Annotated in this window: 24 protein-coding genes, 1 tRNA gene and 1 pseudogene; 14 read left to right on the top strand and 12 right to left on the bottom strand. The window is 63.8% G+C overall.

Going from position 1 to position 23,249, the window contains the following annotated elements:
* Positions 1–5: 5 nt before the first annotated feature.
* Positions 6–389 carry a hypothetical protein gene (locus ACEWPL_RS06330; RefSeq protein ID WP_393932608.1) on the bottom strand — a complete coding sequence of 128 codons (384 nt, stop codon included), beginning with the start codon at positions 387–389 and terminating at the stop codon, positions 6–8.
* 54 nt (positions 390–443) lie between these two features.
* The gene (locus tag ACEWPL_RS06325) at positions 444–1,751 is read right to left on the bottom strand and encodes a glycerate kinase type-2 family protein (protein WP_393932606.1); all 1,308 of its coding nucleotides are present in this window, start codon (positions 1,749–1,751) and stop codon (positions 444–446) included.
* 131 nt (positions 1,752–1,882) lie between these two features.
* Here ACEWPL_RS06325 and crcB point away from each other — a divergent pair, with 131 nt between their 5' ends.
* The 8 genes from crcB to ACEWPL_RS06285 all read left to right on the top strand — a co-directional run bounded on the left by crcB (position 1,883) and on the right by ACEWPL_RS06285 (position 9,333).
* Positions 1,883–2,260, top strand: coding sequence for a fluoride efflux transporter CrcB (gene crcB, locus ACEWPL_RS06320; RefSeq protein ID WP_393932604.1), 378 nt, complete (start codon positions 1,883–1,885; stop codon positions 2,258–2,260).
* The gene (locus tag ACEWPL_RS06315) at positions 2,257–3,300 is read left to right on the top strand and encodes an RluA family pseudouridine synthase (protein WP_393932602.1); all 1,044 of its coding nucleotides are present in this window, start codon (positions 2,257–2,259) and stop codon (positions 3,298–3,300) included. Before crcB ends, ACEWPL_RS06315 begins: the two co-directional genes overlap by 4 nt.
* A complete protein-coding gene (locus ACEWPL_RS06310) occupies positions 3,297–3,977 on the top strand; it encodes an HAD-IA family hydrolase (RefSeq protein ID WP_393932600.1) in 681 nt (226 codons plus the stop codon). Before ACEWPL_RS06315 ends, ACEWPL_RS06310 begins: the two co-directional genes overlap by 4 nt.
* Positions 3,974–4,699, top strand: coding sequence for an ATP12 family chaperone protein (locus ACEWPL_RS06305; RefSeq protein ID WP_393932598.1), 726 nt, complete (start codon positions 3,974–3,976; stop codon positions 4,697–4,699). Before ACEWPL_RS06310 ends, ACEWPL_RS06305 begins: the two co-directional genes overlap by 4 nt.
* A 189-nt stretch (positions 4,700–4,888) precedes the next feature.
* The gene (locus ACEWPL_RS06300) at positions 4,889–5,908 is read left to right on the top strand and encodes an amino acid ABC transporter substrate-binding protein (RefSeq protein ID WP_393932596.1); all 1,020 of its coding nucleotides are present in this window, start codon (positions 4,889–4,891) and stop codon (positions 5,906–5,908) included.
* Positions 5,909–6,041: 133 nt separating this feature from the next.
* A complete protein-coding gene (locus tag ACEWPL_RS06295; protein ID WP_393932594.1) occupies positions 6,042–7,256 on the top strand; it encodes an amino acid ABC transporter permease in 1,215 nt (404 codons plus the stop codon).
* A 1-nt stretch (position 7,257) separates the two neighbouring features.
* A complete protein-coding gene (locus ACEWPL_RS06290; protein WP_393932592.1) occupies positions 7,258–8,556 on the top strand; it encodes an amino acid ABC transporter permease in 1,299 nt (432 codons plus the stop codon).
* Positions 8,557–8,568: 12 nt separating this feature from the next.
* Positions 8,569–9,333: an amino acid ABC transporter ATP-binding protein gene (locus ACEWPL_RS06285; RefSeq protein WP_393932590.1), complete on the top strand. Its 765-nt coding sequence runs from the start codon at positions 8,569–8,571 to the stop codon at positions 9,331–9,333.
* 61 nt (positions 9,334–9,394) lie between these two features.
* Here ACEWPL_RS06285 and ACEWPL_RS06280 read toward each other — a convergent pair whose 3' ends face one another.
* The 7 genes and pseudogenes from ACEWPL_RS06280 to ttcA form a co-directional block, all read right to left on the bottom strand.
* On the bottom strand, positions 9,395–10,024 hold the full coding sequence (locus ACEWPL_RS06280; RefSeq protein WP_393932588.1) for a ferredoxin: 630 nt from the start codon (positions 10,022–10,024) through the stop codon (positions 9,395–9,397).
* Positions 10,021–10,881, bottom strand: a complete 861-nt coding sequence (argB, locus tag ACEWPL_RS06275) for an acetylglutamate kinase (RefSeq protein ID WP_393932586.1) — start codon at positions 10,879–10,881, stop codon at positions 10,021–10,023. The genes ACEWPL_RS06280 and argB overlap by 4 nt, the downstream gene beginning before the upstream one ends.
* A 53-nt stretch (positions 10,882–10,934) precedes the next feature.
* A complete protein-coding gene (gene yihA / locus ACEWPL_RS06270) occupies positions 10,935–11,588 on the bottom strand; it encodes a ribosome biogenesis GTP-binding protein YihA/YsxC (RefSeq protein WP_393933339.1) in 654 nt (217 codons plus the stop codon).
* Positions 11,588–12,334, bottom strand: coding sequence for an MOSC domain-containing protein (locus tag ACEWPL_RS06265; protein WP_393932584.1), 747 nt, complete (start codon positions 12,332–12,334; stop codon positions 11,588–11,590). Before ACEWPL_RS06265 ends, yihA begins: the two co-directional genes overlap by 1 nt.
* A complete protein-coding gene (yidC, locus tag ACEWPL_RS06260; protein ID WP_393932582.1) occupies positions 12,331–14,169 on the bottom strand; it encodes a membrane protein insertase YidC in 1,839 nt (612 codons plus the stop codon). The genes ACEWPL_RS06265 and yidC overlap by 4 nt, the downstream gene beginning before the upstream one ends.
* Before the next feature lie 234 nt (positions 14,170–14,403).
* Positions 14,404–15,804: pseudogene (locus tag ACEWPL_RS06255) on the bottom strand (putative bifunctional diguanylate cyclase/phosphodiesterase).
* A 196-nt stretch (positions 15,805–16,000) separates the two neighbouring features.
* Positions 16,001–16,879: a tRNA 2-thiocytidine(32) synthetase TtcA gene (ttcA, locus tag ACEWPL_RS06250; RefSeq protein ID WP_393932580.1), complete on the bottom strand. Its 879-nt coding sequence runs from the start codon at positions 16,877–16,879 to the stop codon at positions 16,001–16,003.
* A 102-nt stretch (positions 16,880–16,981) separates the two neighbouring features.
* Here ttcA and ACEWPL_RS06245 point away from each other — a divergent pair, with 102 nt between their 5' ends.
* Complete coding sequence (locus ACEWPL_RS06245) at positions 16,982–17,491, top strand: superoxide dismutase family protein (RefSeq protein ID WP_393932578.1); 510 nt, start codon at positions 16,982–16,984, stop codon at positions 17,489–17,491.
* Positions 17,492–17,498: 7 nt separating this feature from the next.
* Here ACEWPL_RS06245 and yidD read toward each other — a convergent pair whose 3' ends face one another.
* From yidD to rpmH, 3 genes are read right to left on the bottom strand one after another with little or no spacing between them, the layout of a single operon-like run.
* Entirely contained in the window at positions 17,499–17,720 is a 222-nt protein-coding gene (gene yidD, locus ACEWPL_RS06240) for a membrane protein insertion efficiency factor YidD (protein WP_393932576.1), read from the bottom strand.
* The gene (rnpA, locus tag ACEWPL_RS06235; protein ID WP_393932574.1) at positions 17,717–18,145 is read right to left on the bottom strand and encodes a ribonuclease P protein component; all 429 of its coding nucleotides are present in this window, start codon (positions 18,143–18,145) and stop codon (positions 17,717–17,719) included. The genes yidD and rnpA overlap by 4 nt, the downstream gene beginning before the upstream one ends.
* A gap of 22 nt (positions 18,146–18,167) precedes the next feature.
* Complete coding sequence (gene rpmH / locus ACEWPL_RS06230) at positions 18,168–18,302, bottom strand: 50S ribosomal protein L34 (RefSeq protein ID WP_012177012.1); 135 nt, start codon at positions 18,300–18,302, stop codon at positions 18,168–18,170.
* A 297-nt stretch (positions 18,303–18,599) separates the two neighbouring features.
* On the opposite strand from rpmH, the gene ACEWPL_RS06225 reads away from it, so the two are divergent.
* The 5 genes from ACEWPL_RS06225 to ACEWPL_RS06205 all read left to right on the top strand — a co-directional run bounded on the left by ACEWPL_RS06225 (position 18,600) and on the right by ACEWPL_RS06205 (position 23,149).
* Positions 18,600–19,346, top strand: coding sequence for a TVP38/TMEM64 family protein (locus ACEWPL_RS06225; protein WP_393932570.1), 747 nt, complete (start codon positions 18,600–18,602; stop codon positions 19,344–19,346).
* Positions 19,347–19,350: 4 nt separating this feature from the next.
* The gene (locus ACEWPL_RS06220; protein ID WP_393932568.1) at positions 19,351–20,769 is read left to right on the top strand and encodes a dihydrolipoyl dehydrogenase family protein; all 1,419 of its coding nucleotides are present in this window, start codon (positions 19,351–19,353) and stop codon (positions 20,767–20,769) included.
* Between the two features lie 24 nt (positions 20,770–20,793).
* Complete coding sequence (locus tag ACEWPL_RS06215) at positions 20,794–22,173, top strand: sensor histidine kinase (RefSeq protein WP_393932566.1); 1,380 nt, start codon at positions 20,794–20,796, stop codon at positions 22,171–22,173.
* Between the two features lie 63 nt (positions 22,174–22,236).
* Positions 22,237–22,313: transfer RNA gene (locus ACEWPL_RS06210), tRNA-Arg, on the top strand.
* A 149-nt stretch (positions 22,314–22,462) separates the two neighbouring features.
* Positions 22,463–23,149 carry a DUF6538 domain-containing protein gene (locus ACEWPL_RS06205; RefSeq protein ID WP_393932564.1) on the top strand — a complete coding sequence of 229 codons (687 nt, stop codon included), beginning with the start codon at positions 22,463–22,465 and terminating at the stop codon, positions 23,147–23,149.
* The last annotated feature ends 100 nt before the right edge of the window (positions 23,150–23,249 follow it).

Genomic DNA, 23,249 nt, shown 5'->3' with positions numbered 1-23,249 from the left:
GCCAGCTACTGGCTGACATGGCGCCCTTCGACCAGCGTGAATGGATAGGTCTTGCCATTGCGGCGCCACGCATAGCCCGTTTGGGTCCGAAGCACCGCGTAGGAGGTCCAGCCGATGGCGTCCCAGAAGCTCTCGTATTCGCCCGTCTCGGCATTGATGCGCCACTTGCCGACCAGCATGTCGCCGTCTTGCGGGTCGTAAATGGTGACTCCGTCCGGCCCGAAATAGGACTTGTACGCCATGCCGTCCCACACGCCTTCGGCGGTGTTGCGGGTGAATAGTTCCGCCAGCTCGGACGCGCCCAGTTGCGTATCCTGAGCATGGAGGGGCGTGTAGGCGCCAATAAACAAGGCCAAGGCGGCAGCGGAGATAAAATGGCGGCGGTTCATGGCAGTGATACCTCTTGCAGACAGCGGAGCGCGGCGTAGTGCCGCAGAGTTTGCCTAGAAAAGATTAGCGTGGATGCGCGGGTTTTCAACTTTGGCCTTCAGCTTCGGGGATATCATGATGGCGCGAAAGTCATTGACGTTCGTCAGCGTTGGGCCGGTTATGACCCGCGCCTTCAGTGCCGCGAAGAAGCTGTGCGCGTCGTTTCGGACCAGCGCCCCGGCGGGGTCGACCCCGCGCTCTGCTGCCTTTTTCAGGGTGGACGGCCCTATGATGGCCCCTGCGACCTCGGCGGCGCCGTCGACGCCATCTGTATCGCACGCGATGGCATGGATGCCCGGCGCCCCGTTCAGGGCGAGGGCCAGCGCGAGGGCATATTCCGCGTTAGGACCGCCGATGCCATCGCCGCGGCGGGTCACCGTCAATTCGCCGCCCGAAAGCAGGATCAGCGGCGCATCCTCCGGCTGCATTGCCGCCTGCGCCTCAATGGCCATTTGCGCTTGGGTGGCGGCGATATCGCGCGCCTCGCCCTCGATGGCGTCGCCGAGGATGCGGGCGGTGCACCCTGCCTCGCGGGCGATTTCGGCGGCGGAGCTCAGCGATTGCGACGGCGCGGCGAAGACGACGTTTTCGACGCGGGCGAGGCGCGGATCATCCGGAGAAATGGCGTGGCCTGCACCTTTTAGAACCGCCTCGACCGAGGCGGGGAGGGCGATGCCATATTCATCCAGGATCGCGCGCGCGGCCTCGGGCGTGCTGACCTCGCCCACCGTCGGGCCCGAGCCGATGGTGCCCGGATCGTCGCCCGGCACATCCGAGATCATCAGCGCCAGCATCCGCGCGGGGTAGGCGGCGGCGGCCAGCCCGCCGCCCTTGACGCGGCTCAGATGCTTGCGCACCGTGTTCATCCGCCCGATGGGCGCGCCCGAGGCCAGAAGCGCCTGGTTGATCGCCTGCTTTTCGGCCAGCGTGATGTCGCCCGCCGGCGCGATCAGAAGCGACGATGCCCCGCCCGAGATCAGAGCCAGCACGAAATCCTCTTCGCCCAAGCTCTCCAGAAGGTCCAGCATCCGCGCGGTGGCGTCTACCCCTGCCTGATCCGGCACCGGATGGGCGGCCAGCGCGATCTCGATGCCCTCGCAGGGGCGGCCATAGCCGTAGCGCGTGATGACCAGCCCCTCGCACGGCCCCCACTCGGCCTCAACCGCCTCAGCCATGCGGGCCGAGGCCTTGCCCGCGCCCACGACCACCACGCGGCCTGTCGGCCGGGGCGGCAGCACGGCCGCCAGGCTTTGCATCGGGTCGGCCACGGCGACGGCGCGGTCAAAGAGGCGGCGCAGGAGCGCCTCGGGCGTGTCGGTCAAAGCGGGGGCCTTTCGGATGAGGACGGCCTGCCGATCCTAGCCGCACAATGCCGCGAAACAAGCCGTTTCGCGCGCGCCGCGCCCTTGCGCCGCCGCTTGACAACTAGGCACCGGCGCGCGACAGGGTGCGCATGGCCATGACCTATCTCTCGGTCGCCCTTGGCGGCGCAATCGGCGCCAGCCTGCGCTATGGCGCGGGGCTGTGGGTGGCGCGCTTGGCCGCGCCCAGCTTTCCGATCGCCGTCCTGGGTGTCAACGTGATCGGCTCGTTCGTGATGGGAGCCTTCGCAATGTGGTCGCTGGAGCGGGGGCATGCGGCGCTGAATCCCTTCGTGATGACGGGCATATTGGGCGGGTTCACCACCTTTTCGGCTTTCTCGCTTGAGGCGTGGACGCTGATCGAGCGGGGGCAGATGGGCGCGATGCTGGCTTATGTGGCGCTCTCGGTGGGGCTGTCGATCGGGGCGCTGGCCTTGGGAATCTGGATGATGAGGGGGATGCTCGCATGAGCGGCGTTCAGACGATCTATGTGGCCAAGGACGATGCCGATCAGCGGCTGGACCGCTGGCTGCGCCGCCAGTTTCCGCATCTGCAGCAGGGCCGCATCGAGAAGATGTGCCGCAAGGGCGATCTGCGCGTCGATGGCGGGCGGGTCAAGGCGGCGACGCGGCTGGAGCCCGGGCAGGCCGTGCGCATCCCGCCGCTGCCCGATCCCGCCGAGGCCGAGGCGCGGGCGCGCGCCCATGTCACCGATGCCGATGCCGCGATGATCCGTGCCTGCGTGATCTATCGCGACGATCATGTCATCGCCCTGAACAAGCCGCCGGGATTGCCTGTTCAGGGCGGATCCAAGCAGACGCGCCATGTGGACGGGCTGTCCGAGGCGCTGCGCTTTGGGCTTGAGGAAAAGCCGCGTCTCGTGCATCGGCTCGACAAGGATACATCCGGTGTTCTGCTGCTGGCCCGCACGCGCGAGGCGGCCAAGGGGCTGACCGCCGCCTTCCGCCATCGCAATACCCGCAAGCTTTACTGGGCCGCTGTCGCAGGCGTGCCGACCCCGCGCATGGGCACGATCAAGTTCGGCCTCGTCAAGGCGCCCGGCCACGGCGCCAAGGGCGAGGGCGAGAAGATGCACGCCCTCCATCCGCGCGACGTGGACAGCACCCCCGGCGCGAAACATGCGACCACGGATTACGCCGTGCTCGAGGCGGCGGGCAGCCGCACCGCATGGTGCGCGCTGGTCCCGGTGACGGGCCGCACCCACCAGCTGCGCGCGCACATGGCTGAGCTGGGGCATCCCGTGATCGGGGATGGCAAATACGGCGGCTCGGGGCAGGAAAACCTTGGCGATGGATGGGGCGCGCAACTGGGTGGTGACATCTCGAAAAAGCTGCACCTGCATGCCCGCTCGCTCAAGATCGAACACCCGGTGACGCGCGCGATGCTACATATCACCGCGCCGTTGCCGCCCCATATGCAGCATACTTGGGACACGTTCCAATGGTCGCCCGCCGATGTGCCTGCCGACCCGTTTGAGGAGCTGGAATGAATACGCCCCTGCGCCTCGTCATTTTCGACGTCGATGGCACGTTGGTCGACAGTCAGGGCGACATCGTTGCCTCGATGCACCACGCCTTTGCCGAAATCGGCGCGCCCGTGCCCGAGCGGGCAGCGATCAAGGGCATTATCGGCCTCTCGCTCGACGTGGCGATGGCGCGGCTGGCGCCCGATCTGGCGGCGCGCGACCATGACGCGCTGGTTGAGGCCTACAAACGTAGCTACATGAGCCTGCGTGCGCAGGCGGGGGCCGCCGAATCCTCGCCCCTCTTTCCCGGCACGCGCGCGATGCTGGAGGCGCTGGGCGCGCGGAGCGATCTGCTGCTGGGCGTGGCCACGGGCAAATCGCGGCGTGGCCTGGACAAGCTGATCGAGGGGCACGGGCTGCACGGTCTCTTCCTGACCCAACAGGTGGCGGATCATCACCCGTCCAAGCCGCATCCTGCCATGCTGCAGGCGGCGCTGGATGAGACCGGCGTGACGGCAGCGGATGCCGTGATGATCGGGGATACGACCTATGACATGGACATGGCGCGCGCTGCAGGCATCGGCACGATCGGCGTCAGCTGGGGCTATCACCCGGCGGCTGACCTTTCGCCCGATCATCTGCTGACCGACTGGAGCGATCTGCCCGCGTGCCTCGATCGCGTATGGGGGATGCCCGCATGAGCGAATGGGCCGCGAAACGTTTCTGGACCAAGGCTACCGTCACCGAAGGGGAGGGCGGCTATGGCATCGCGCTGGATGGCCGCAAGGTCAAGACGCCCGCCAAGGTGGCGCTGACCGTTCCGACCCGCGCACTGGCTGCCGCCATTGCCGCTGAATGGAATGCGGTTGGCGAGCATATCAATCCAGGCGTCATGCCGATGACCCGCTCGGCCAACGCCGCCATCGACAAGGTGGCGCATCAGCATGCCGAGGTGGCCGACATGATCGCCGCCTATGGCGAGACGGACCTTCTGTGCTACCGCGCGAGCGCGCCGCAGGAACTGGTTCTACGCCAGTCCGAGGAATGGGATCCGCTGCTGGATTGGGCCGAATCGGCCCTGAATGCGCGGCTGCGCCCGGTGACGGGCATCATGCCCGAGGCGCAGGATGCAGGCGCGGTGAAGGCCCTGAGCGAGACCGTCCATGCGCAGGGAGTTTTCGAGCTGACCGCGCTGCATGATCTGGTGGCCCTGTCGGGCTCGCTGGTGATCGGGCTCGCCGCGCAGCGGGGCGCGCACGCCCCAGAGACGCTGTGGGAGGTATCGCGCCTCGATGAGGCATGGCAGGCCGAGCTGTGGGGCGCCGATGACGAGGCCGAGAAGATGGCCGCGGTCAAGCGGACGGCCTTCCTCCACGCACAGGAATTTTATTGTCTTGTGGGTGAAGATTCCGGCAAGATTTGAGGGAATGACGCAGGGTAATCTGGCCGGGCGTTCCATCATTTTTCGGAATGCGGGCCTTGACCTTTCGGAATGAATCCCGCCAAACTCTGCTCCACTCGGGGGGAAAAGCCCTCTGCGTCTTGCTTTGGCCCGCGATGGGCCGAATGAACCACCCTGGCTGAAAGGGTGGAAAATCAGGAAGAGGTAAACATGAAAAAATCCGTTATTTTTGGTGCGCTGACAGTTGCCGGGCTTTCCGCCGGGGCGGCTGCCGCCGCGACCCTCGACGACGTCAAGGCGCGCGGCAAGCTGAACTGCGGCGTGACCACCGGCCTCGTCGGCTTTGCCGCGCCGGACGCCAACGGCGAATGGCAGGGCTTTGACGTGGCCATCTGCCGTGCCGTCGCTGCCGCCGTGCTGGGCGACAAGGACGCTGTCGAGTTCGTGCCGACGACCGGCAAGACGCGCTTTACCGCGCTGGCATCTGGCGAGATCGACGTGCTGCCTCGTAACACCACCTGGACCTTCAGCCGCGACGTGGACCTGAAGTTCGAATTCGTCGGCACCAACTACTACGACGGTCAGGGCTTCATGGTTCCCAAGGCACTGGGCGTCAGCTCGGCCAAGGATCTGAACGGCGCGACCATCTGCGTGCAGACGGGAACCACGACCGAGCTCAACCTTGCCGACTACTTCCGCAAGAACAACATGGAATACGAGCCCGTTCCGATTGAGACCAACGCCGAAGGCCAGCAGCAGTATCTGGCGGGCGCGTGCGATGCTTACACGACCGACATGTCGGGTCTGGCATCGACCCGCGCGACCTTCGAGAACCCGGGCGAGCATGTCCTGCTGCCTGAAATCATCTCGAAAGAGCCCTTGGCACCCCTGGTCCGCCACGGCGATAGCGAATGGGGCGACGTCGTCCGCTGGACGCTGAACGCACTGATCGCCGCCGAAGAAGCCGGCATCACCAGCGCCAATATCGGTGAGCTGTCGGCGCAGGCCGGCGACGCGCCTGAAGTCAACCGTATCCTCGGTACCGAGGGTAACCTGGGCGAAATGCTGGGTCTCGACAACGAGTGGGCCAAGCGTGCCATCATGGCAGGCGGCAACTATGGCGAGATTTTCGAGAAGAATATCGGCGAAAACAGCCCCATTGGCCTGGCGCGCGGTCTGAACGCGCAGTGGACTGATGGCGGCCTGATGTATTCGCCTCCCTTCCGCTAAAAACATACCGAAGGGCGCGGCATTCGCCGCGCCCTTCGAATTTTCCTACGATGATCCAAGAAAAAATCCGCGTGATGCGAGGGACGGATAAACCATCCCCGACACCAATCATCCGGAAAACCAGGGAAGTCACATGAGCTCCATTACCGACCCCGACAAGGGCGGGTTTCGTGTATCTCAACTCTTGAGCGACACGCGCTACCGCGCCATCACGTTCCAGGTCATTGCTGCGGTTGCTCTCTTTGCGGTCTTTTTCTATCTGGGCCGCAACCTGATCAACAACCTCAACGACGCTGGTCTGAACATCTCGTTCGGCTTCTTGGAGGATACCGCAGGATATGATGTCGGCCAGACGCTGATCCCCTATACCAGCCAGTCTTCGAACTGGCAGGCGGCCAAGGTCGGTATTCTCAACACGCTGCTGGTCGCGCTTCTGGGCTGTTTCACGGCCACCATCTTTGGTGTGCTCGCGGGCGTTTTGCGCCTCAGCAACAACTGGATCGTATCGCGCCTGATGGCCGCCTATGTCGAGGCGTTCCGCAACGTGCCGGTGCTGATCTGGATCCTGATCATCTATGCGATCATGACCGTCTCGCTGCCCGCGCCCAACGCGTTCCGCGGCGACGATCCGGCCAGCACTATGCTGCTCGGCATGTTCGCCTTCACCAATCGCGGCATCTATGTCCCGGCACCCGTCTGGGGTCCCGGCTCGATGCTTTTGCTGTTCACGTTCATCGCGTCGGTCGTCGGCGTCTTTGCCTATCGCGGCTATGCAAAAAAGCTGCTCTTCGACACGGGCAAGCTGCTGCCGATGGGCTGGCCGTCGCTGGCGATCCTGCTGGTGCCGACGATCCTGATGTTCTTCATCCTCGGTCGCCCGGTGGGGCTGGATATCCCGGTGCTCAAGGGTTTCAACTTTGGCGGCGGGATCAAGATTGGCGCGCCCCTGATCGCGCTGTGGTTCGCCCTGTCGATCTATACCGGCGCCTTCATCGCCGAGAACGTGCGCGCGGGCATCCAAGCCGTGTCGCACGGCCAGACCGAGGCGGCCGCCGCCCTTGGCCTGCGTCCCCGCCGGATCATGAACCTTGTCGTACTTCCGCAGGCGCTGCGGGTCATCATCCCGCCGCTGATCTCGCAATATCTGAACCTGACCAAGAACTCGTCGCTGGCCATTGCCGTCGGCTATGCCGATGTCACCGCAACGCTGGGCGGGATCACCCTGAACCAGACGGGCCGCGCCATCGAATGCGTGCTGTTGCTCATGCTGTTCTATCTCGCGATCTCGCTGGCGATTTCCGCGATCATGAACGTCTACAACAACTCGGTTAAGCTGAAGGAGCGGTAATATGTCTGACACGCACGCAGAATCCGTCGCCTTCGTCCGCGAAACCGCCATCCCTGCATCGCCGCCCCCAACTGCCGAGGCCGGTGCGGTCAGATGGATGCGCGACAACCTCTTCAGCACGTGGTCCAACGCCCTGCTGACCATCGCATCGCTTTACGTGATCTTCCTGATCCTTCAGGCGATCATGCCGTGGCTGATGAACGGGATCTGGGACGCCCCCAGCCTGACCGCCTGCCGCGAGGTGCTGCAGGGCGAGGTGGGCGCATGTTTCGCCGTCCTGACCGAGCGCTGGAATCAGCTTCTTTTCGGGTTCAAATACCCCAGCGACCAATACTGGCGCCCCGGAATCGCATTCCTGCTGCTCTTTGCCGCCATCGCCCCTGTCATGTTCTTCAAGCTGCCGCGCAAGTTGCTCATCATCACGGCGCTCTATCCCTTTGTCGCCTATTGGCTGATCTGGGGTGGCACGACATTGGTTCCCATCTTTGCGCTTCTGGGCTTTGTCGCGGGCTACGTGGCCTATGCTCGGCTCGTCAAACGCAACTTCGCGGCCGGTTTCTTTGCCGCCATCGCGGCGGCAGCTGTCGTCTGGTGGATCGGTGGCATGATCACCGAGGCGATTGCGCCCTCGACGCCCTGGCTGGAGGTTGTTCCGTCACGGGACATGGGCGGCTTCATGCTGAACCTGATCTTGGGTGTCACCTGCGTGTCACTGTCGATCCCGCTGGGCATCGTGCTGGCGCTTGGCCGCCAGTCGAAGCTACCGCTGATCAAGGGCATCTGCGTCGTCTTCATCGAGTTCATCCGGGGCGTGCCCCTGATCACGCTCCTCTTCGTTGCCAACGTCGTTCTGGCCTATTTCCTGCCGCCGGGCACGACCTTCGATCTGATCCTGCGTGTGATCATCATGATCACGATGTTCGCCTCGGCCTATATCGCCGAGGTGATTCGGGGCGGCCTCGCCGCGTTGCCGAAGGGGCAGTATGAGGCGGGCGACAGCCTTGGCCTCGACTATCCGCAGGCGATGCGGCTGATCATTCTCCCGCAGGCGCTCAAAATCTCGATCCCCGGCATCGTCAATATCGCGGTGGGCCTCTTCAAGGATACCACGCTGGTTTCGGTCATCTCGATGTTCGATCTGGTGGGCATGATCCGCGGTCCGATCCTGGCTTCGACCGAGTGGAACGGCGTCTATTGGGAGCTGTTCAGCTTTGCCGCGCTGCTGTTCTTCGTCGTCTGCTACGGCATTTCGCAATACTCGCAATGGTTGGAGCGTCAGCTTCAGACCGGTCATCGTTAAGGGAGATCTCCAATGGCCGAAGCTCAAATGAAGATCTCGGACGAGGTCGCCATCTCGATCCGCAACATGAACAAGTGGTATGGCAGCTTTCACGTACTGCGCGATATCGACCTGACGGTGAACCGGGGCGAGCGGATCGTGATCTGCGGGCCTTCGGGGTCAGGCAAATCCACGCTGATCCGCTGCATCAACGCGCTGGAAGAGCACCAGAAAGGCACGATCGAAGTCGATGGCATCACCCTGTCGTCGGATATCAAGAATATCGACAAGATCCGGCGCGAGGTCGGCATGTGCTTTCAGCACTTCAACCTTTTTCCGCATCTGACCATCTTGGAGAACTGCACCCTGGCCCCCATCTGGGTCCGCAAGGTACCCAAGCGCGAGGCCGAAGAAACGGCGATGCACTTCCTTGAGAAGGTGAAAATCCCCGATCAGGCGAACAAGTATCCCGGCCAGCTTTCGGGCGGTCAGCAGCAGCGCGTGGCGATTGCCCGCTCGCTCTGCATGAAGCCGCGGATCATGCTGTTTGACGAGCCGACATCGGCCCTTGACCCCGAGATGATCAAGGAGGTGCTCGACACCATGATCGAGCTGGCCGAGGAAGGCATGACCATGCTTTGCGTGACCCATGAGATGGGCTTTGCCCGCCAGGTCGCCAACCGCGTGATCTTCATGGATCAGGGCCAGATCGTCGAGCAGAACGAGCCGGAAGAGTTCTTCAACAATCCCCGCTCGGACCGCACCAAACTGTTCCTGAGCCAGATCTTGGGGCACTGAGCGCCATCAGCTAGAGACGTGACGAGGGCGGTCCGCGACGGGCCGCCCTTTTTCGTCCGGCTCAGCGGTGGAAATAGCTCATGTGAAAGGCCGATTGCTCGGGGTCGCGTCCGAAGGCTTGGGAGACGGGGCAGGCGCGCCGGGCCTTGCAGCCTTGGATCAGGCAATCCGCACCCGCGGGCGTGTCCAGAAATGCATGACAGGCCGCCACGTCATAGCCGCGCTCGGCGCTCAGCGCATCGACGGGGCACGCGGTCATGCAAGGCTGATCGGCGCAGGTCTCGCAGGGCGATGCGCCTGGCGGGGGCAGAGGGATATTATGACCGAAGCGCAACGCCCCACGATAGGACACCCAAAGGCCCTGCGTGTCATGTACCAACATGCCCGCCGGGCTTTGCCACGCGCGCCCTGACGCCATCGCCCACCGCAGGAAGGGCTGGTAGGGTGGCCCGCCAAAGGGAAAGAGCGCTTCGGCCCGCAGATCATCCGCCAACGCGCCGATCACGCGCCGCGACCATCGGTCGACCGGGTCGGGCGCGCCGTCCTGCCATTCGGGACTGGCCTTGAGCGCGGGCCAGAAACCTTGCGCAGGCCCCAGCAGGATCACCGTGCCGCCGCCCTCCTGCACGCAGCCCATCACGTCCAGATGCGCCCCGGACGCTGCCTGCGCGATGGCTGCATAGCGCGTCATGCGCGGATCATGGAACCTGCGCCATGCTCGGTGAAAAGCTCGAGCAGCGGCGCATTGGGCACCCGGCCATCGAGGATGACGACCGCCCGCACACCGCCCGCGATGGCATCCAGCGCGGTTTCTGTCTTTGGTATCATGCCGCCGGAAATCGTGCCGTCGGCGGTCATCGCGCGCACCTGGTCGGCCTTGAGGTCGGTGATCACATGGCCCGCGGCATCGCGCACGCCATCCACATCCGTCAGCAGCAGCAGCCGGTCGGCCTTGAGCGCGGCGGCGATGGCGCCAGCCATGGTATCGCCATTGATGTTGTAGGTCCCACCCGCGCGGCCCGCGCCGAGGGGCGCAATCACCGGGATCGCGTCATCGCGGAAAAGCGTATGCAGGATGCGCGGGTCGACATCCGTGGGCGTGCCCACCAGCCCCAGCGCCGGGTCCGCCGGATCGCAGATGACCAGATTGGCATCCTTGCCCGAAAGGCCCACGGCGCGGCCGCCCTGCGCATTGATTGCCTGCACGATGCGCTTGTTCACGCGGCCCGATAGGACCATCTCGACGACTTCCATCGTCGCCTCGTCAGTTACCCGCTTGCCGTTCACGAAATCGGATTTGATCGCCAGCTTGTCCAGCATCTCGTTGATCATGGGGCCGCCGCCATGCACGATCACCGGGTTCACGCCGACCTGCCGCATCAGCACCACGTCGCGGGCGAAGGTCTCCATCGCCTCGTCGTCGCCCATGGCGTGCCCGCCGAACTTGATGACCACGATGGCGTCGTCATAGCGTTGCAGGTATGGCAGGGCCTCGCTGAGCGTGCGGGCGGTCGAAATCCAGTCGCGGTTCATGTCACGTTGCTTCATCTGTTGTCCCTCGTCCGGCCAACTATCGGGCGCGGCGCGTCCGCTTGCAAGGGTCACACCAGATCGGCGATGGTCGCGCGCAGGGTCGCGATGCCCTCGCCCTTTTCGCTCGAAGTCAGGATCAGCTCGGGGAAGGCGGCCGGGTGGCGCTTGAGCTCGCCGCGGACCTGGGTCAGGATCGTGTCGAGTTCCGTGCCGCGCAGCTTGTCTGCCTTGGTCATCACCACCTGAAAGGTCACGGCAGCACTGTCGAGCAGGCTCATGATCTCGTGATCCACCGGCTTGATTCCGTGGCGCGTGTCGACCAGCACGAAGGCGCGGCGCAGGTTCTGACGGCCCGAGAGGTAGCGTTTCAGCAGCGCCTGCCATTTCTCTACTACCGGCAGCGGTGCGTTGGCATAGCCATAACCGGGCAGATCAACGAGGTAGTGACTGTCCGCAAGGGTAAAAAAGTTCACCTCCTGCGTGCGGCCCGGCGTGTTGGAGGCCCGCGCCAGCGCCTTGCGACCCGTAAGCGCATTGATCAGCGTCGATTTTCCGACATTCGAGCGCCCGGCAAAACACACCTCGATCCGGTCCGCTTCGGGCAGGCCGGACATTGCGACAACGCCCTTTAGAAACTCCGTCTCGCCCGCAAAGAGGATGCGGCCCCGCTCGGCGGCGGCAGCGTCCGGTGCTTCGGCAAGGGGGAAGGGAAGGGCATCCATCATAGCAGCTCTGCCTTGTCGCCGACGGCGATCTCGCCGTCGCGTGTGACCACACCGTAAAGGCCGAATTCCTGATGGCCCAGCTCCTTGAGTGCGCCCAGCGTGTCTGCGTCCCGCTCGCCGGTGGCGGGGTTCGCAGTGGTGGCCCGGCAGCGAATGATGGCCTCACGCAGCTCCAGCTCGGTGGTGCCAATGCGCAGGGTGCGGCCAACCCACGCGCGTTCAGCCCACGGCGCAAGCCCGTCCAGATGGATGTTGGCGCGCCAGCGCAGCGGTGACAGCTCCTGCCCCAGGCGCGCGGCCAGATCTCGGCCCGAGGCGAGGTTCACGATGCTGATCGAGGCAAATTCCGAATCCGTCATGCCCTGATCGGGCGCCCGCACGATCCCTGCCGATTGCGCGCGGTCTTCGGGCATCAGGGGGCGAACCCAGTTCAGAAACGCCGCCGCGTCGGTATCCGGATCGAATGTCAGATCCTCCCGCTGCGGGTGGCGCAGTGTCACCGTGCCGGCTGCCTCGTCCGTGCTGGCGGAGATCGCCATCAGCTGCGGCGCCTTGGCCCCGCGCGAGAAGTTGTTGCAGGGCGCCCAGCCGCGGCCATCGGCCTCGGGCGCGGCTGCGTCATGGGCAACCGCCCAGCGGCGATCCCAGGGCAGGGTGCAGCCCTCGGACAAGTGCACGCGCTCCAGCGCCTCAAAGCCATGGGCCTTGATCGGGTGGCGCCAAAGAGCGGCGACGTGCGTCATGATTTATCGCTCTTGGCCTTCGCCTTTTTGGTTTCGTCGGCGTCGCCCTTCGGCTTGCGCTTGAAGCCTTGGACGATATTGCCGAAGACGTCCGGCTTGTAGCCCTGGCTGCGCATGATCGCGTATTGTTGCGCGAAGGTGATCGTATTGTTCGCGATCCAGTAAATCACAAGGCCGCTGGCGAACTGGCCCAGCATGAACATGAAAACCCAAGGCATCCAGGCAAAGATCATCTTTTGCGTCGGATCGGTCGGTGTCGGGTTCAGTTTTTGCTGCAGCCACATCGAGATGCCGAGGAGGATCGGCAAGATGCCCAGCGACAGGATCGCCAGCACCGAGTCGGGGTTCGGCGGCGCGTAGGGCAAAAGACCAAAGAGGTTCAGGATCGACGAAGGGTCAGGTGCGCTGAGATCCTGAATCCAGCCGATCCACGGCGCGTGGCGAAGTTCGAGCGTGACAAAGATCACCTTGTAGAGCGAGAAGAAGATCGGGATCTGCAACAGGATCGGCAGGCAGCCAGAAGCGGGGTTCACCTTTTCCTTCTTGTAGAGCTCCATGATCGACTTCTGCATCTTCTGCTTGTCGTCGCCGGCCTCTTCCTTGATCTTTTCCATCTGGGGGCCAAGCTCTTTCATCTTGGCCATCGAGACGTAGGATTTGTAGGCCAGCGGCAGCAGCAGCGCCTTGATCAGCAGCGTCAGGCCGATGATCGCCCAGCCCATGTTGCCGATCAACTGGTTGAGGTAGTGCAGCACGGCAAAGATCGGTTTGGTCAGAAAGAAGAACCAGCCCCAATCGATCGAATCAAGAAAGCGGTCGACGCCATCCTCGTTCTGATACTCGCGGATTGTCTCCCACTCCTTGGCGCCGGCGAAAACTTCAAGCCGGGTCGTGGCGCTTTCGCCGGGGGCGACGGTTTGCGTCGGCATGCGTGCAGTCGTCTGATAGATGTCCCGGCGCGTGTCCTGCAGCGTGGTGACGTTGAAGCCGCCCGTGTCGCGCGGGATCAACGTTGTCATCCAGTATTGGTCGGTCAGGCCGGTCCAGCCTGCCTGCTCGACGGCGATGGTCTTGACCCCTGAAATTGGGTCGAAATCATCATAATCCGTCTCGGTCAGCTCGCCATCCGCCATGCGGATGCCGCCCTCGTGCAGGATGAAGAAATTCTTGAGATCGCGTGGCAGGCCATGACGTGCCAGAATGCCGTAGGGAGCAAGGGAGACGGTGGCGTCGCTGCTGTTCTGCACGGACTGCTCGACGTTGAACATGAACTTGTCATCGACGGAAATGACGCGGGTGAAGGTCAGGCCAGCGCCGTTGTCCCAGGTCAGTGTGATGGGGCTGTCGGGGGTCAGGGTCTCGCCGTTCTCGACCTGCCAGAGCGTGTTGGCGCCTGGCACCAGCTCGGGGTCCAGCCCCGCGCCGGGGGCCCATCCGAAGAGGGCATAATAGGGCTGATCGCTGCCGATGGGCGACAGCAGATCCACGATGGGCGAGTCAGGCTCGATCGTCTCGCGGTAATTCTTGAGCGACAATTGGTCGATGCGCCCGCCCTGGAGCGAGATGCTGCCCTCGAGGCTGGGCGTGTCGATGGCAACGCGGGGGGCGTCGGCAGGCTTGGGGGCGTCCGTCTCGGCGGTTGCGGCGCCGGTGCTATCGATCGCGCCGGGGGTGCTGGCGATGCCATCTGCGGCCGCATCGGCAGATGTTTCGGCGGCGGTCTCCGCAGGTGGCGTAAGGGGCGCCTCGGGGGCCGGGAACAGGACGAACCACAGCATGATCACGAGGAAACTCAGCGCCGTGGCGAGAATTAGGTTCTTGTTCTGATCGTCCATTCCGGGCTGCCAATCATCTGTTAGGGGGCTGCGCGCCGCGTCGGCCCGCCGGGCCGTGGGCACGCAACACGCGCAACTTTATCCGCTCCCCGGTGCGAAATGGCCGTTGCAGCATGGCTGGCATTGGTCCGAAATCACCTCTTGGGGGTCACCGGAGGTTCAACAGAGTGCGGCCCCAAAGGTCAAGCGGATTCCCGGTGTGATACGGCGCCTGGCCGCGCATAACGCGGCTTTTTAGCCGATATGGCGTCCGATGGATGGCGGCATCACCAGGCGGGACAGGTGGCGCGTCACCCACTCGACCGTCTGGTCCAGCGGAATCGGTCGCCCGATGCCATAGCCCTGAACGTGCCCGCAGCCCAGTTGCGCCAGCATCGCATGCTCGCCAGCCGTCTCGACACCCTCGGCCAGAGTGGCGAGGCCGAGCTGCTCGGCCATCGTCAGAATTGCCGAAACCATGCGCTGCTGCTCGGGGTCGCGGTCAACCTTCATCACGAAGGAGCGGTCGATCTTTAGCCGCTGCACATCGAACCGGCGGATTGACGAGATAGAGGCATGGCCAGTGCCGAAATCGTCCAGATCGATGCGGCAACCCAGATCGGACAGCCCGGCGATGTTGCGCACGACCGTATCGTCGGGTGACAGCGCGACCACCGTCTCGAGGATTTCGACGTTGAGGCGGTGTGCGGGCAGATCGAACCGGTCAAGCTACCACTCGATCTTTTTCACCAGGCGCGGGTTGCGCAGCTCTTCGGGGGAGAAGTTGACGCCGACCTGCGGCACGTCGAGGCCCGCCGCATCCCAGAGCTTGAGCGCCGAGAGCGCATTGTAGAGGATGACCTCGCCCAGCCGCTCCATCGCACCCGCCTGTTCCAGAAGGGGCAGGAATTCGGCCGGGGCGATCAATCCGCGGTCGGGATGCATCCAGCGCGCCAGCGCCTCGAACCCGCTGACTTGCCCACTATCGGTGCAGATCTGTGGCTGGAACCATGGCTGGATCTGACCATTCTCCAGCGCGTCGGTGGCCGCCTTGATCAGATCGGGGGCGCCGCTGGTGACGGGCGGCTTCATGTCGCGGCTGAAGGCGCGCATCGAGGACGGGCCGTGGCGTCGCGCCTCGGCCAGGGCGGTGGTGGCGCCTGCGGTCACGCCGAGGCCTGTGGCCTCGGGCGCGCTGGCATCCAGCGCGAGGCCGACAGAGGCAGTGACATAGACGGTCGCGCCGTCGATCACCACAGGCTCTTCCACCGCGCCTTGCAGCCGTGCGGCCATCTGAAGCATCACCCCCAGATCCAGCTGGCGCACGGGCGCGATGCAGATGGCCAGCACATCATCCTCGATCCGGCGGACGGTATCGCGGCTGCGCAGAGCCGAAGCGGCGCGCGCCGCCATCTGCGTCATCACCGCATCGCTTGCGGCGCTGCCGAATCTTTCGCGCATGGCCGCGAATTCGTCCAGTTCGAGTAAGATGCAGCCGGTGCGGCGCGATGTCTGAATCGCACGGCGCACGGCCGCGTCCATGACCTGCTCGAACGCCGTCTCTTCGTCATCGCGCTCGGGCGCATCCGCAGGGCCGCCCGCGCCGTTGTAGGCCCCGGCGACCAGCAAGCAGAGAGGATAGCCAAACGCCAGCATGACGAGCATCTGTTCGCCGCCCAGCCAGAAACCGGCCAGCACCAGCGCCGGAAACAGCGCGATGGTCAGGGGGCCGGTGAGGGCGCCGCGCAGTCGCGCAGTCAGCCCGGCCTTGAGAAAACTGAAATCTGACGGCATTCGGCAAACCCTTTGAGACCCGCTGTAGTCACTATACGCGCGGTGTCTCAACATGCGCTTAACGCAACCGGGGTGCGCCATCCAAATCTGGGTCGGATTTTATCGAATTGATCGAAAGTCCCGCAAAATCGAAGAGTTGCGGATCCAGCAAATGGGAAGGCCGCGCATTCATCAGCGCGCGGAACATCACCTGCCGACGACCGGGGTTGTTTCGCTCCCATCCGTCGAGGATTTGCTTGACCTGCTGGCGTTGCAGCCCGTCCTGGCTGCCGCAGAGATCGCAGGGAATGATCGGATAGCCCATCGCGCTGGAGAATTTTTCGCAGTCCGCCTCGGCCACATGGGCGAGCGGGCGATAGACAAAGAGATCGCCCTCCTCGTTGACCAGCTTGGGCGGCATCGTGGCGAGGCACCCGCCGTGAAAGAGATTCATGAGAAACGTCTCGAGGATATCGTCGCGGTGGTGGCCCAGCACCACGGCCGAGCAGCCTTCCTCGCGCGCGATGCGGTAGAGATTGCCGCGCCGCAGGCGCGAGCAGAGCGCGCACATGGTGCGGCCTTGGGGCACTTTGTCTACGACGATGGAATAGGTGTCCTGATACTCGATCCGGTGGGGTACCTGCATGGTTTTCAGGAACTCGGGCAGGACCGTGGCCGGGAAATTCGGCTGCCCCTGATCGAGATTGCAGGCCAGCAGGTCTACAGGAAGCATCCCGCGCCACTGCAACTCGTGCAGGACGGCGAGCAGGGTATAGCTGTCCTTGCCGCCCGAGAGGCAGACCAGCCATTTGGCGCGCGGCCCGTCGCGATCCACCATGCCATACTGATCCACTGCCTCGCGTGTCTGGCGCACGATGCGTTTGCGCAGCTTGCGGAATTCCGTGCTGCGGGGCGCGCCCTGAAAGAGCGGGTGAATATCGTCGGCATCATCCAGCATGGGAAGGCTTTAATTCAGATAGGCCAGCCGGGCAAGGGCCGGAACATGCGGGGGCCCTGCGGCGTTGGGCGTGAAATGGCCCCGAAACACAGGAGAAGTTCAATGACCCGTATTGCAATGATCGCCGCCGCCGCGCTTGGCCTCGGAACACCTGCATTTTCCGCCGATTCCGCTGCGATGGCGATGCTGAAAACCGCCGATGGCAGCGATGCCGGCGTCGTCCAGATCCGGCAGGCCGGAGACGGCACGCTTTTCCACGCCGAGCTGTCGGGGCTGACCCCCGGCTGGCACAGCTTTCACGTCCATGAGGCCGGAACCTGCGAAGACGGCTTTCAGGCCGCCGGTGGGCATTATGCGCCCGCTGGCAATGGTCATGGCCTGATGGCCGAAGACGGCGCCCATGCGGGCGATCTGCCTAACATCTATGTGCATGAGAATGGTGAGGCCAAGGCCGAGTTCTACAGCGCCCGGCTCAGTGTTCTGGATGGAGAGGCGCCGCTGATGGATGAGGATGGATCGTCAATCATGCTCCACGCTCAGCCCGACACGTATGAATCCGAGGCCGAGGCCGGCGATCGCGTGGCGTGCGGCGTGATCTCGCAGACCAAGTAAGCGTGAGCTAGTCCGGCACGTTATCGATGCCGGACCCACCCCACGGATGGCACCGCGCGATCCGCCGCGCGGTCAGCCACGCACCCTTGATGCCGCCGTGACGCTCCAATGCCTCCAGTGCGTAGGCGCTGCAGGTGGGATGAAACCGGCAGCCATGACCGACCCATGGGCTGAACAGCAGGCGATAGCCCCGTACCGGCAGGGCGAAAAGGCGGGCAAGCGGCGTCATTTTTCTGCCGCGTGCAGCTTGCGCAGGGCATAGATCAGATCGCCTTTCAGCAAATCGAACGGACGGGTTGCCGTCGCTTCGGCCCGGCCGATCAGCACGTAATCCCAGCCGGGCTTGCCGTGATCCGGGAGAACAGCGCGGGCCGCTTCGCGCAGGCGCCGCTTGGCCCGGTTGCGGGCAACGGCATTGCCAACCTTTTTGGAGCAGGTGAAGCCAACGCGGACCCCGGCCGTATCCTCGGACGCGGCGCGTTTGCGGGCCTGCACCATCATCGAGGCAGTGCCCTGCCGCCCGGCGCGGGCCGCCATGAGAAAGGTTTTGCGGGTCTTGAGGACGTTCAGGCCAGTGGATCTGGCACCCGGACACGACGAAACCGCCGGGGGCAGTGTCCCGGTCTGATGATCGGGGGCCTCCGGCGGTGTCATGTCGGCGTCCTTGCGCTGGCGCTTAGGCGCTCAGCGACTTGCGGCCACGGGCGCGGCGCGCGTTCAGGATCTTGCGGCCGGCCTTGGTGGCCATGCGCGCACGAAAGCCGTGGCGCCGCTTGCGAACGAGGTTCGAGGGTTGAAAGGTGCGTTTCATCGCTCCGTCTCCAAATTTGTGCGGACACGCGCGCAACTGCGAAGAATCGCGCAAACATCCGGGTATGTCCGAAGCCCGGTCTATAGTAGGCCGATTTGGCCAAGTCAAACCCCGCGCGGGCATTTCTTGCAACAAATCGGCGCTGCTGCACGTAGACATGTTACAGACCTGCCCGCCCAGCGCCATGCGGCGCCTCGACAGGTCACGCGCGATCAAGGCGGCGTGATACGGCTATTCAGCGTGGGGCAGACCGGTCATCTATGTCGGAAGACCGCATGGCCGGGAGGGATCACTGACATGACCGATACGACCGAAAAAGAAGATCAGTCGCAGCGCAAGCACCCTGTGATGCGCCATGCGCCCCTCGCGCTGATCCTGCTCGTCGCGGCCATCGGGGCCTTCACATTGCGCGACTACCTCAGCTTCGAGACGCTGCGCGACAATCGCGAGGCATTGCTGGCCTTTCGCGACATGAACTTTGCGGTGATGGTTGCGGGGTTCATCGGCATCTACGTCCTGATTGTCGCCTTTTCACTGCCCGGTGCGGCGGTCGCGTCGGTCACGGGCGGGTTTCTCTTCGGGATCTGGTCGGGCACGGCCTTCAATGTCATCGCGGCCACGCTGGGCGCCATCGCCATTTTTCAAGCGGCGCGCATGGGGCTGGGCAAGACGCTGGCCGCGCGGATGGAGGCGGGCGAGGGCACGCTCAAGCGGGTCAAGGAAGGGCTGAGCGAGAACGAGATCAGCGTCCTCTTCCTGCTGCGGTTGGTGCCGATTGTGCCGTTCTTCGTGGCCAATCTGCTGCCGGCGCTGGTAGGGGTGAAGTTCCGGAATTTCGCCTGGACCACGGCGCTGGGCATTATCCCCGGCGCGCTAGTTTTTACTTGGATCGGCGTGGGGCTGGGCGAGGTGTTCGACCGCGGCGACAGCCCCGACCTCAGCCTTTTGTGGGAACCGCAGGTGATAGGCCCCCTTCTGGGCCTCAGCGCGCTCGCCGCCCTGCCCATCCTCATCAAGGCCGTGCGCGGCAAAAAGGGTATTTGAACCAATGAAAAAAGTGAAAACGGATATCCTCGTGATCGGGGCAGGCTCGGGCGGGTTGTCGGTGGCTGCCGGCGCGGTCCAGATGGGGGCGCGCGTCGTGCTGCTGGAAGGGCACAAGATGGGCGGCGATTGCCTGAATTACGGCTGCGTGCCGTCGAAGGCGCTGATCGCGAGCGGCAAGGCGGCTCATGCGCAGGCGCATTCGGAGCGGTACGGCGTCGCCAACGTGGTGCCCGACGTGGATTATGCCGCCGCCAAGGATCATGTCGCCGATGTCATCGCCACCATCGCGCCCGTCGACAGTGTAGAGCGCTTCGAGGGGCTGGGTGTCGAGGTGATCCAGGAATATGGGCGCTTCATTTCGGAAACCGAGGTGCAGGCCGGCGATACCATCATCACCGCCCGGCGCATCATTATCGCCACGGGATCTTCCCCGCTAGTGCCGCCCATTCCGGGGCTGGACAGCGTGCCCTATCTGACGAACGAGACGCTCTTTGAGCTGCGCGAGCGGCCCGAGCATCTGCTGATCGTCGGTGGCGGACCGATCGGGATGGAAATGGCGCAGGCACATCGCCGTCTGGGCAGTGAGGTGACCGTCATTGAGGGCGCCGCGGCGCTGGCCAATGATGACCCCGAAACGGCAGCCATCGTGCTGGACACGCTGCGCGGTGAAGGTGTCAAGATCGAGGAAGGCGCAAAGGCTTCGAAAATCCGCGGCACCGCTGGCGCCATCGAGGTCGAGGCCGAGGATGGGCGCATCTTCAAGGGCAGCCACCTGCTGATGGCGGTGGGGCGCAAGAGCAATGTGGACCGCCTCGATCTGGACAAGGCGGGGATTGAGGCCACCAAGCGCGGGATCAAGGTGGACGAGCGCCTGAAGACCACCAATTCGCGCGTCTATGCCATCGGCGACGTGGCAGGCGGGCTGCAATTTACGCATCTGGCGAATTATCACGCGGGCATCGTCATCCGCTCGGCCGTGCTTGGCCTGCCGGCCAAGGCCAAGACCAGCCATATCCCCTGGGCCACCTATACTGCGCCCGAGCTGGCGCAGGTGGGTCTGACCGAGGCGCAGGCGCGCGAGGAATACGGAGACAAGCTTGAGGTCGTGCGCCACGAATACGCCCATAATGACCGCGCCATCGCCGAGCGCAGCGCGCGCGGCCTGATCAAGGTGATGGTCGCCAAGGGCCGCCCCGTTGGTGCGTCTATTGTCGGCACTCAGGCGGGCGAGTTGATCGCGCTTTGGGCATTGGCGCTGGCAAATGACATGAAGATGAGCCAGATTGCCGCTATGGTTGCACCCTATCCCACCATCGGCGAAGTCAACAAACGGGCCGCCGGGGCGTATTTCAGCCCGCGCCTCTTTGACAGCGTCTGGGTCAAGCGGGCGGTGCGCCTTGTTCAGCGATGGCTGCCATAGGCGGTCACAGGGCAAGAGGGCAAGATGAACTCACTCTCAGGCCGGTTCCTGATCCTGACGGCGATCTTCGTGATGCTGGCCGAAGTCCTGATCTTCGTGCCCTCCATCGCGCGATTTCGTGAGGACTACCTGCTGTCCAGGCTGGAGCGGGCGCAAATCGCGTCGCTGGCGCGGCTGGCGGGTGACGAGATCAGCCCGGACCTCGAGGAAGAGCTCTTGGCCAATGCGGGCGTCTATAACGTGGTGCTGCGCCGCAACGATGCGCGGCAACTGGTGCTGTCCTCGCCGCTGCCGTCGCCCATCGCCGACACGTATGACCTGAGGGATGCCGGCGCGTTCGAGCTGATGCGCGACGCGCTTCTGCGCCTGTGGCGCACCGAGGACCAGGTGGTGCGCATCATCGGCATGCCGGTGCGCAGCGCCGGGATGCTGATCGAGGTCACGATGGAGACCAGGACACTGCGCATGGCGATGATTGACTATGGCTTGCGCATCCTCGTGCTCTCGGCCGTCATTTCGATCATCACCGCGGTGCTGCTTTTTCTGGCCGTGCGCGTCTTTCTGGTGGAGCCGATCAGCCGCGTCGTCGGCTCGATGAAGGCCTATGCCAACGCGCCCGAGGATGCGCGCGGGGTCATCGCGCCTTCCTCCACAATCACCGAATTGCGCGCAGCCGAAGAAACGCTGGCCCTCATGCAAACCCAGCTGACCAGCGCCTTGCGCCAGAAAGAGCGTCTTGCGGGCCTTGGCGGGGCGGTTGCCAAGGTCAGCCATGATCTGCGCAACATCCTGACCTCGGCGCAGCTCTTCACCGACCGGCTCGAGACGTCGGAGGATCCGATGGTCAAGCGGATGGCGCCCAAGCTGGTGGGCTCGATCACCCGCGCCGTGAACCTCTGCGAATCGACGCTGGCCTATGGCAAGGCCGAGGAGCCCGCGCCGCGCCTGTCGCGCTTTGCCCTGCTGGACATCGTGACCGACGTGATCGACAGCGAGCGTCTCTCGGCAGGGGAGGCCGATATCAGCTTCTCCGAGGATGTGCGCGCGGGCTTTCAACTGCGCGCCGATCCCGAGCAGCTCTACCGCGTGATCGCCAACCTCGTGCGCAACGCCCGGCAGGCCATCGTCACCAGCGGCAAGCCCGGTGAGATCAGCGTGCAGGCCGACGAGACCGACGAGGCGGTGACGATCCGCATCAGCGATACCGGCCCCGGCCTGCCGCCCAAGGCGCGCGAACATCTCTTTACGCCGTTCACCGGCGGCGCCACAAAGGGCGGCTCGGGCCTCGGTCTCACCATCTCTTCCGAACTGGTGCGCGGGCATGGCGGCACCCTGACGCTGGAGCATACCGGGCCTACGGGCACGTCTTTTGTTATCGTCCTGCCGAAAGGGGATCTGGCCTGAGCGCGGATTTCTGGCAATCGGCTATTGCAAAGCCCGGACACAGCCTTTAATGCCTCCCCTCGTGGACCGATAGCTCAGCTGGATAGAGTACTTGACTACGAATCAAGGGGTCGGGGGTTCGAATCCTCCTCGGTCCGCCACTTTCTAAAAAAATACGCTACTCAAGATTTTGAATTCATTGGATAATTCAGTGAATGCAATAGGTTAAGCACGTTTTCTGCATGACATTGTGCATGACAATTTGCATGACGTTCCGGTACGGTGACATCTCCTAAGATAGGAACTCGCCATGCCCAAACCTCTGAATCTGACGTTACGGGGCGAGACTTGGTATCTAGTGAGACGTATCCCGCGGCGCTATGAGCAGGTCGAGACCCGGAAAAGAATCATTTCCATTTCGCTCGAGACAGACTCGCATAAGCTTGCGAGCAAAAAGGCGCCCCGTGTCTGGGAGGCACAACTCGACCTCTGGCAGGCAAAGCTCGACGGACGAGCATCCGACGCGCGGGCCGCTTATGAAGCGGTCCGCAAGGTCGCTCAGGATCGGGGCTTCAACTATTTGCCAGTGACACAGATCGCGGCCCTCCCGGAGGATGAGTTGCTCAAAAGGATCGAAGCCATCAGCGCGACGGATTTGCGAGTTGATCCGGATGAGACCGTTGCCTTGATGGGCACCGCTGAAGCGCCACCGCTGCTGATGTCGGAAATTTGGTCCGAATTTTACAAGCTGACGCCAGATCGGAGATTAGGAAAATCCCGTGATCAAATCAGGAAATGGGAAAACCCTTTCAAGCGGGCTCTCAATAGGTGGGTTTCCGTGAATGGTGATGGGGCGTTAACGGCTATCAGGCGTGAAGACTTCTTGTCGTTCCGATCGTTCTGGGTTGAAAGAATCGACCTGGAGGACCGGTCCAACAACACCGCGAACAAGGATTTCGACAAGTTGACCAAGGTAGTGCCCCGGGAAGTGGTGTAGGAACTGGCGTCCACCTGCTTCTACATAGCCGGTGTTGCTCGTTCACTGAGCGGCGATCATCGCCGTCTCACCGTCATCGTTGCATATGGCGGTCAGCTTT

The sequence above is a fragment of the Roseovarius roseus genome, assembly GCF_043355935.2.
Classification (GTDB): Bacteria; Pseudomonadota; Alphaproteobacteria; order Rhodobacterales; family Rhodobacteraceae; genus Roseovarius; species Roseovarius roseus.
The sequence above is the reverse complement of the archived record's forward strand: the minus strand, read 5'-3'. Positions and strand labels throughout refer to the sequence as shown.

Coding starts and splice junctions, on each gene's coding strand:
- ACEWPL_RS06330 (WP_393932608.1), bottom strand. CDS start 389: ATGAACCGCCGCCATTTTATCTCCGCTGCCGCCTTGGCCTTGTTTATT.
- crcB (WP_393932604.1), top strand. CDS start 1,883: ATGGCCATGACCTATCTCTCGGTCGCCCTTGGCGGCGCAATCGGCGCC.
- ACEWPL_RS06315 (WP_393932602.1), top strand. CDS start 2,257: ATGAGCGGCGTTCAGACGATCTATGTGGCCAAGGACGATGCCGATCAG.
- ACEWPL_RS06310 (WP_393932600.1), top strand. CDS start 3,297: ATGAATACGCCCCTGCGCCTCGTCATTTTCGACGTCGATGGCACGTTG.
- ACEWPL_RS06305 (WP_393932598.1), top strand. CDS start 3,974: ATGAGCGAATGGGCCGCGAAACGTTTCTGGACCAAGGCTACCGTCACC.
- ACEWPL_RS06300 (WP_393932596.1), top strand. CDS start 4,889: ATGAAAAAATCCGTTATTTTTGGTGCGCTGACAGTTGCCGGGCTTTCC.
- ACEWPL_RS06295 (WP_393932594.1), top strand. CDS start 6,042: ATGAGCTCCATTACCGACCCCGACAAGGGCGGGTTTCGTGTATCTCAA.
- ACEWPL_RS06290 (WP_393932592.1), top strand. CDS start 7,258: ATGTCTGACACGCACGCAGAATCCGTCGCCTTCGTCCGCGAAACCGCC.
- ACEWPL_RS06285 (WP_393932590.1), top strand. CDS start 8,569: ATGGCCGAAGCTCAAATGAAGATCTCGGACGAGGTCGCCATCTCGATC.
- ACEWPL_RS06280 (WP_393932588.1), bottom strand. CDS start 10,024: ATGACGCGCTATGCAGCCATCGCGCAGGCAGCGTCCGGGGCGCATCTG.
- argB (WP_393932586.1), bottom strand. CDS start 10,881: ATGAAGCAACGTGACATGAACCGCGACTGGATTTCGACCGCCCGCACG.
- yihA (WP_393933339.1), bottom strand. CDS start 11,588: ATGGATGCCCTTCCCTTCCCCCTTGCCGAAGCACCGGACGCTGCCGCC.
- ACEWPL_RS06265 (WP_393932584.1), bottom strand. CDS start 12,334: ATGACGCACGTCGCCGCTCTTTGGCGCCACCCGATCAAGGCCCATGGC.
- yidC (WP_393932582.1), bottom strand. CDS start 14,169: ATGGACGATCAGAACAAGAACCTAATTCTCGCCACGGCGCTGAGTTTC.
- ttcA (WP_393932580.1), bottom strand. CDS start 16,879: ATGCTGGATGATGCCGACGATATTCACCCGCTCTTTCAGGGCGCGCCC.
- ACEWPL_RS06245 (WP_393932578.1), top strand. CDS start 16,982: ATGACCCGTATTGCAATGATCGCCGCCGCCGCGCTTGGCCTCGGAACA.
- yidD (WP_393932576.1), bottom strand. CDS start 17,720: ATGACGCCGCTTGCCCGCCTTTTCGCCCTGCCGGTACGGGGCTATCGC.
- rnpA (WP_393932574.1), bottom strand. CDS start 18,145: ATGACACCGCCGGAGGCCCCCGATCATCAGACCGGGACACTGCCCCCG.
- rpmH (WP_012177012.1), bottom strand. CDS start 18,302: ATGAAACGCACCTTTCAACCCTCGAACCTCGTTCGCAAGCGGCGCCAC.
- ACEWPL_RS06225 (WP_393932570.1), top strand. CDS start 18,600: ATGACCGATACGACCGAAAAAGAAGATCAGTCGCAGCGCAAGCACCCT.
- ACEWPL_RS06220 (WP_393932568.1), top strand. CDS start 19,351: ATGAAAAAAGTGAAAACGGATATCCTCGTGATCGGGGCAGGCTCGGGC.
- ACEWPL_RS06215 (WP_393932566.1), top strand. CDS start 20,794: ATGAACTCACTCTCAGGCCGGTTCCTGATCCTGACGGCGATCTTCGTG.
- ACEWPL_RS06205 (WP_393932564.1), top strand. CDS start 22,463: ATGCCCAAACCTCTGAATCTGACGTTACGGGGCGAGACTTGGTATCTA.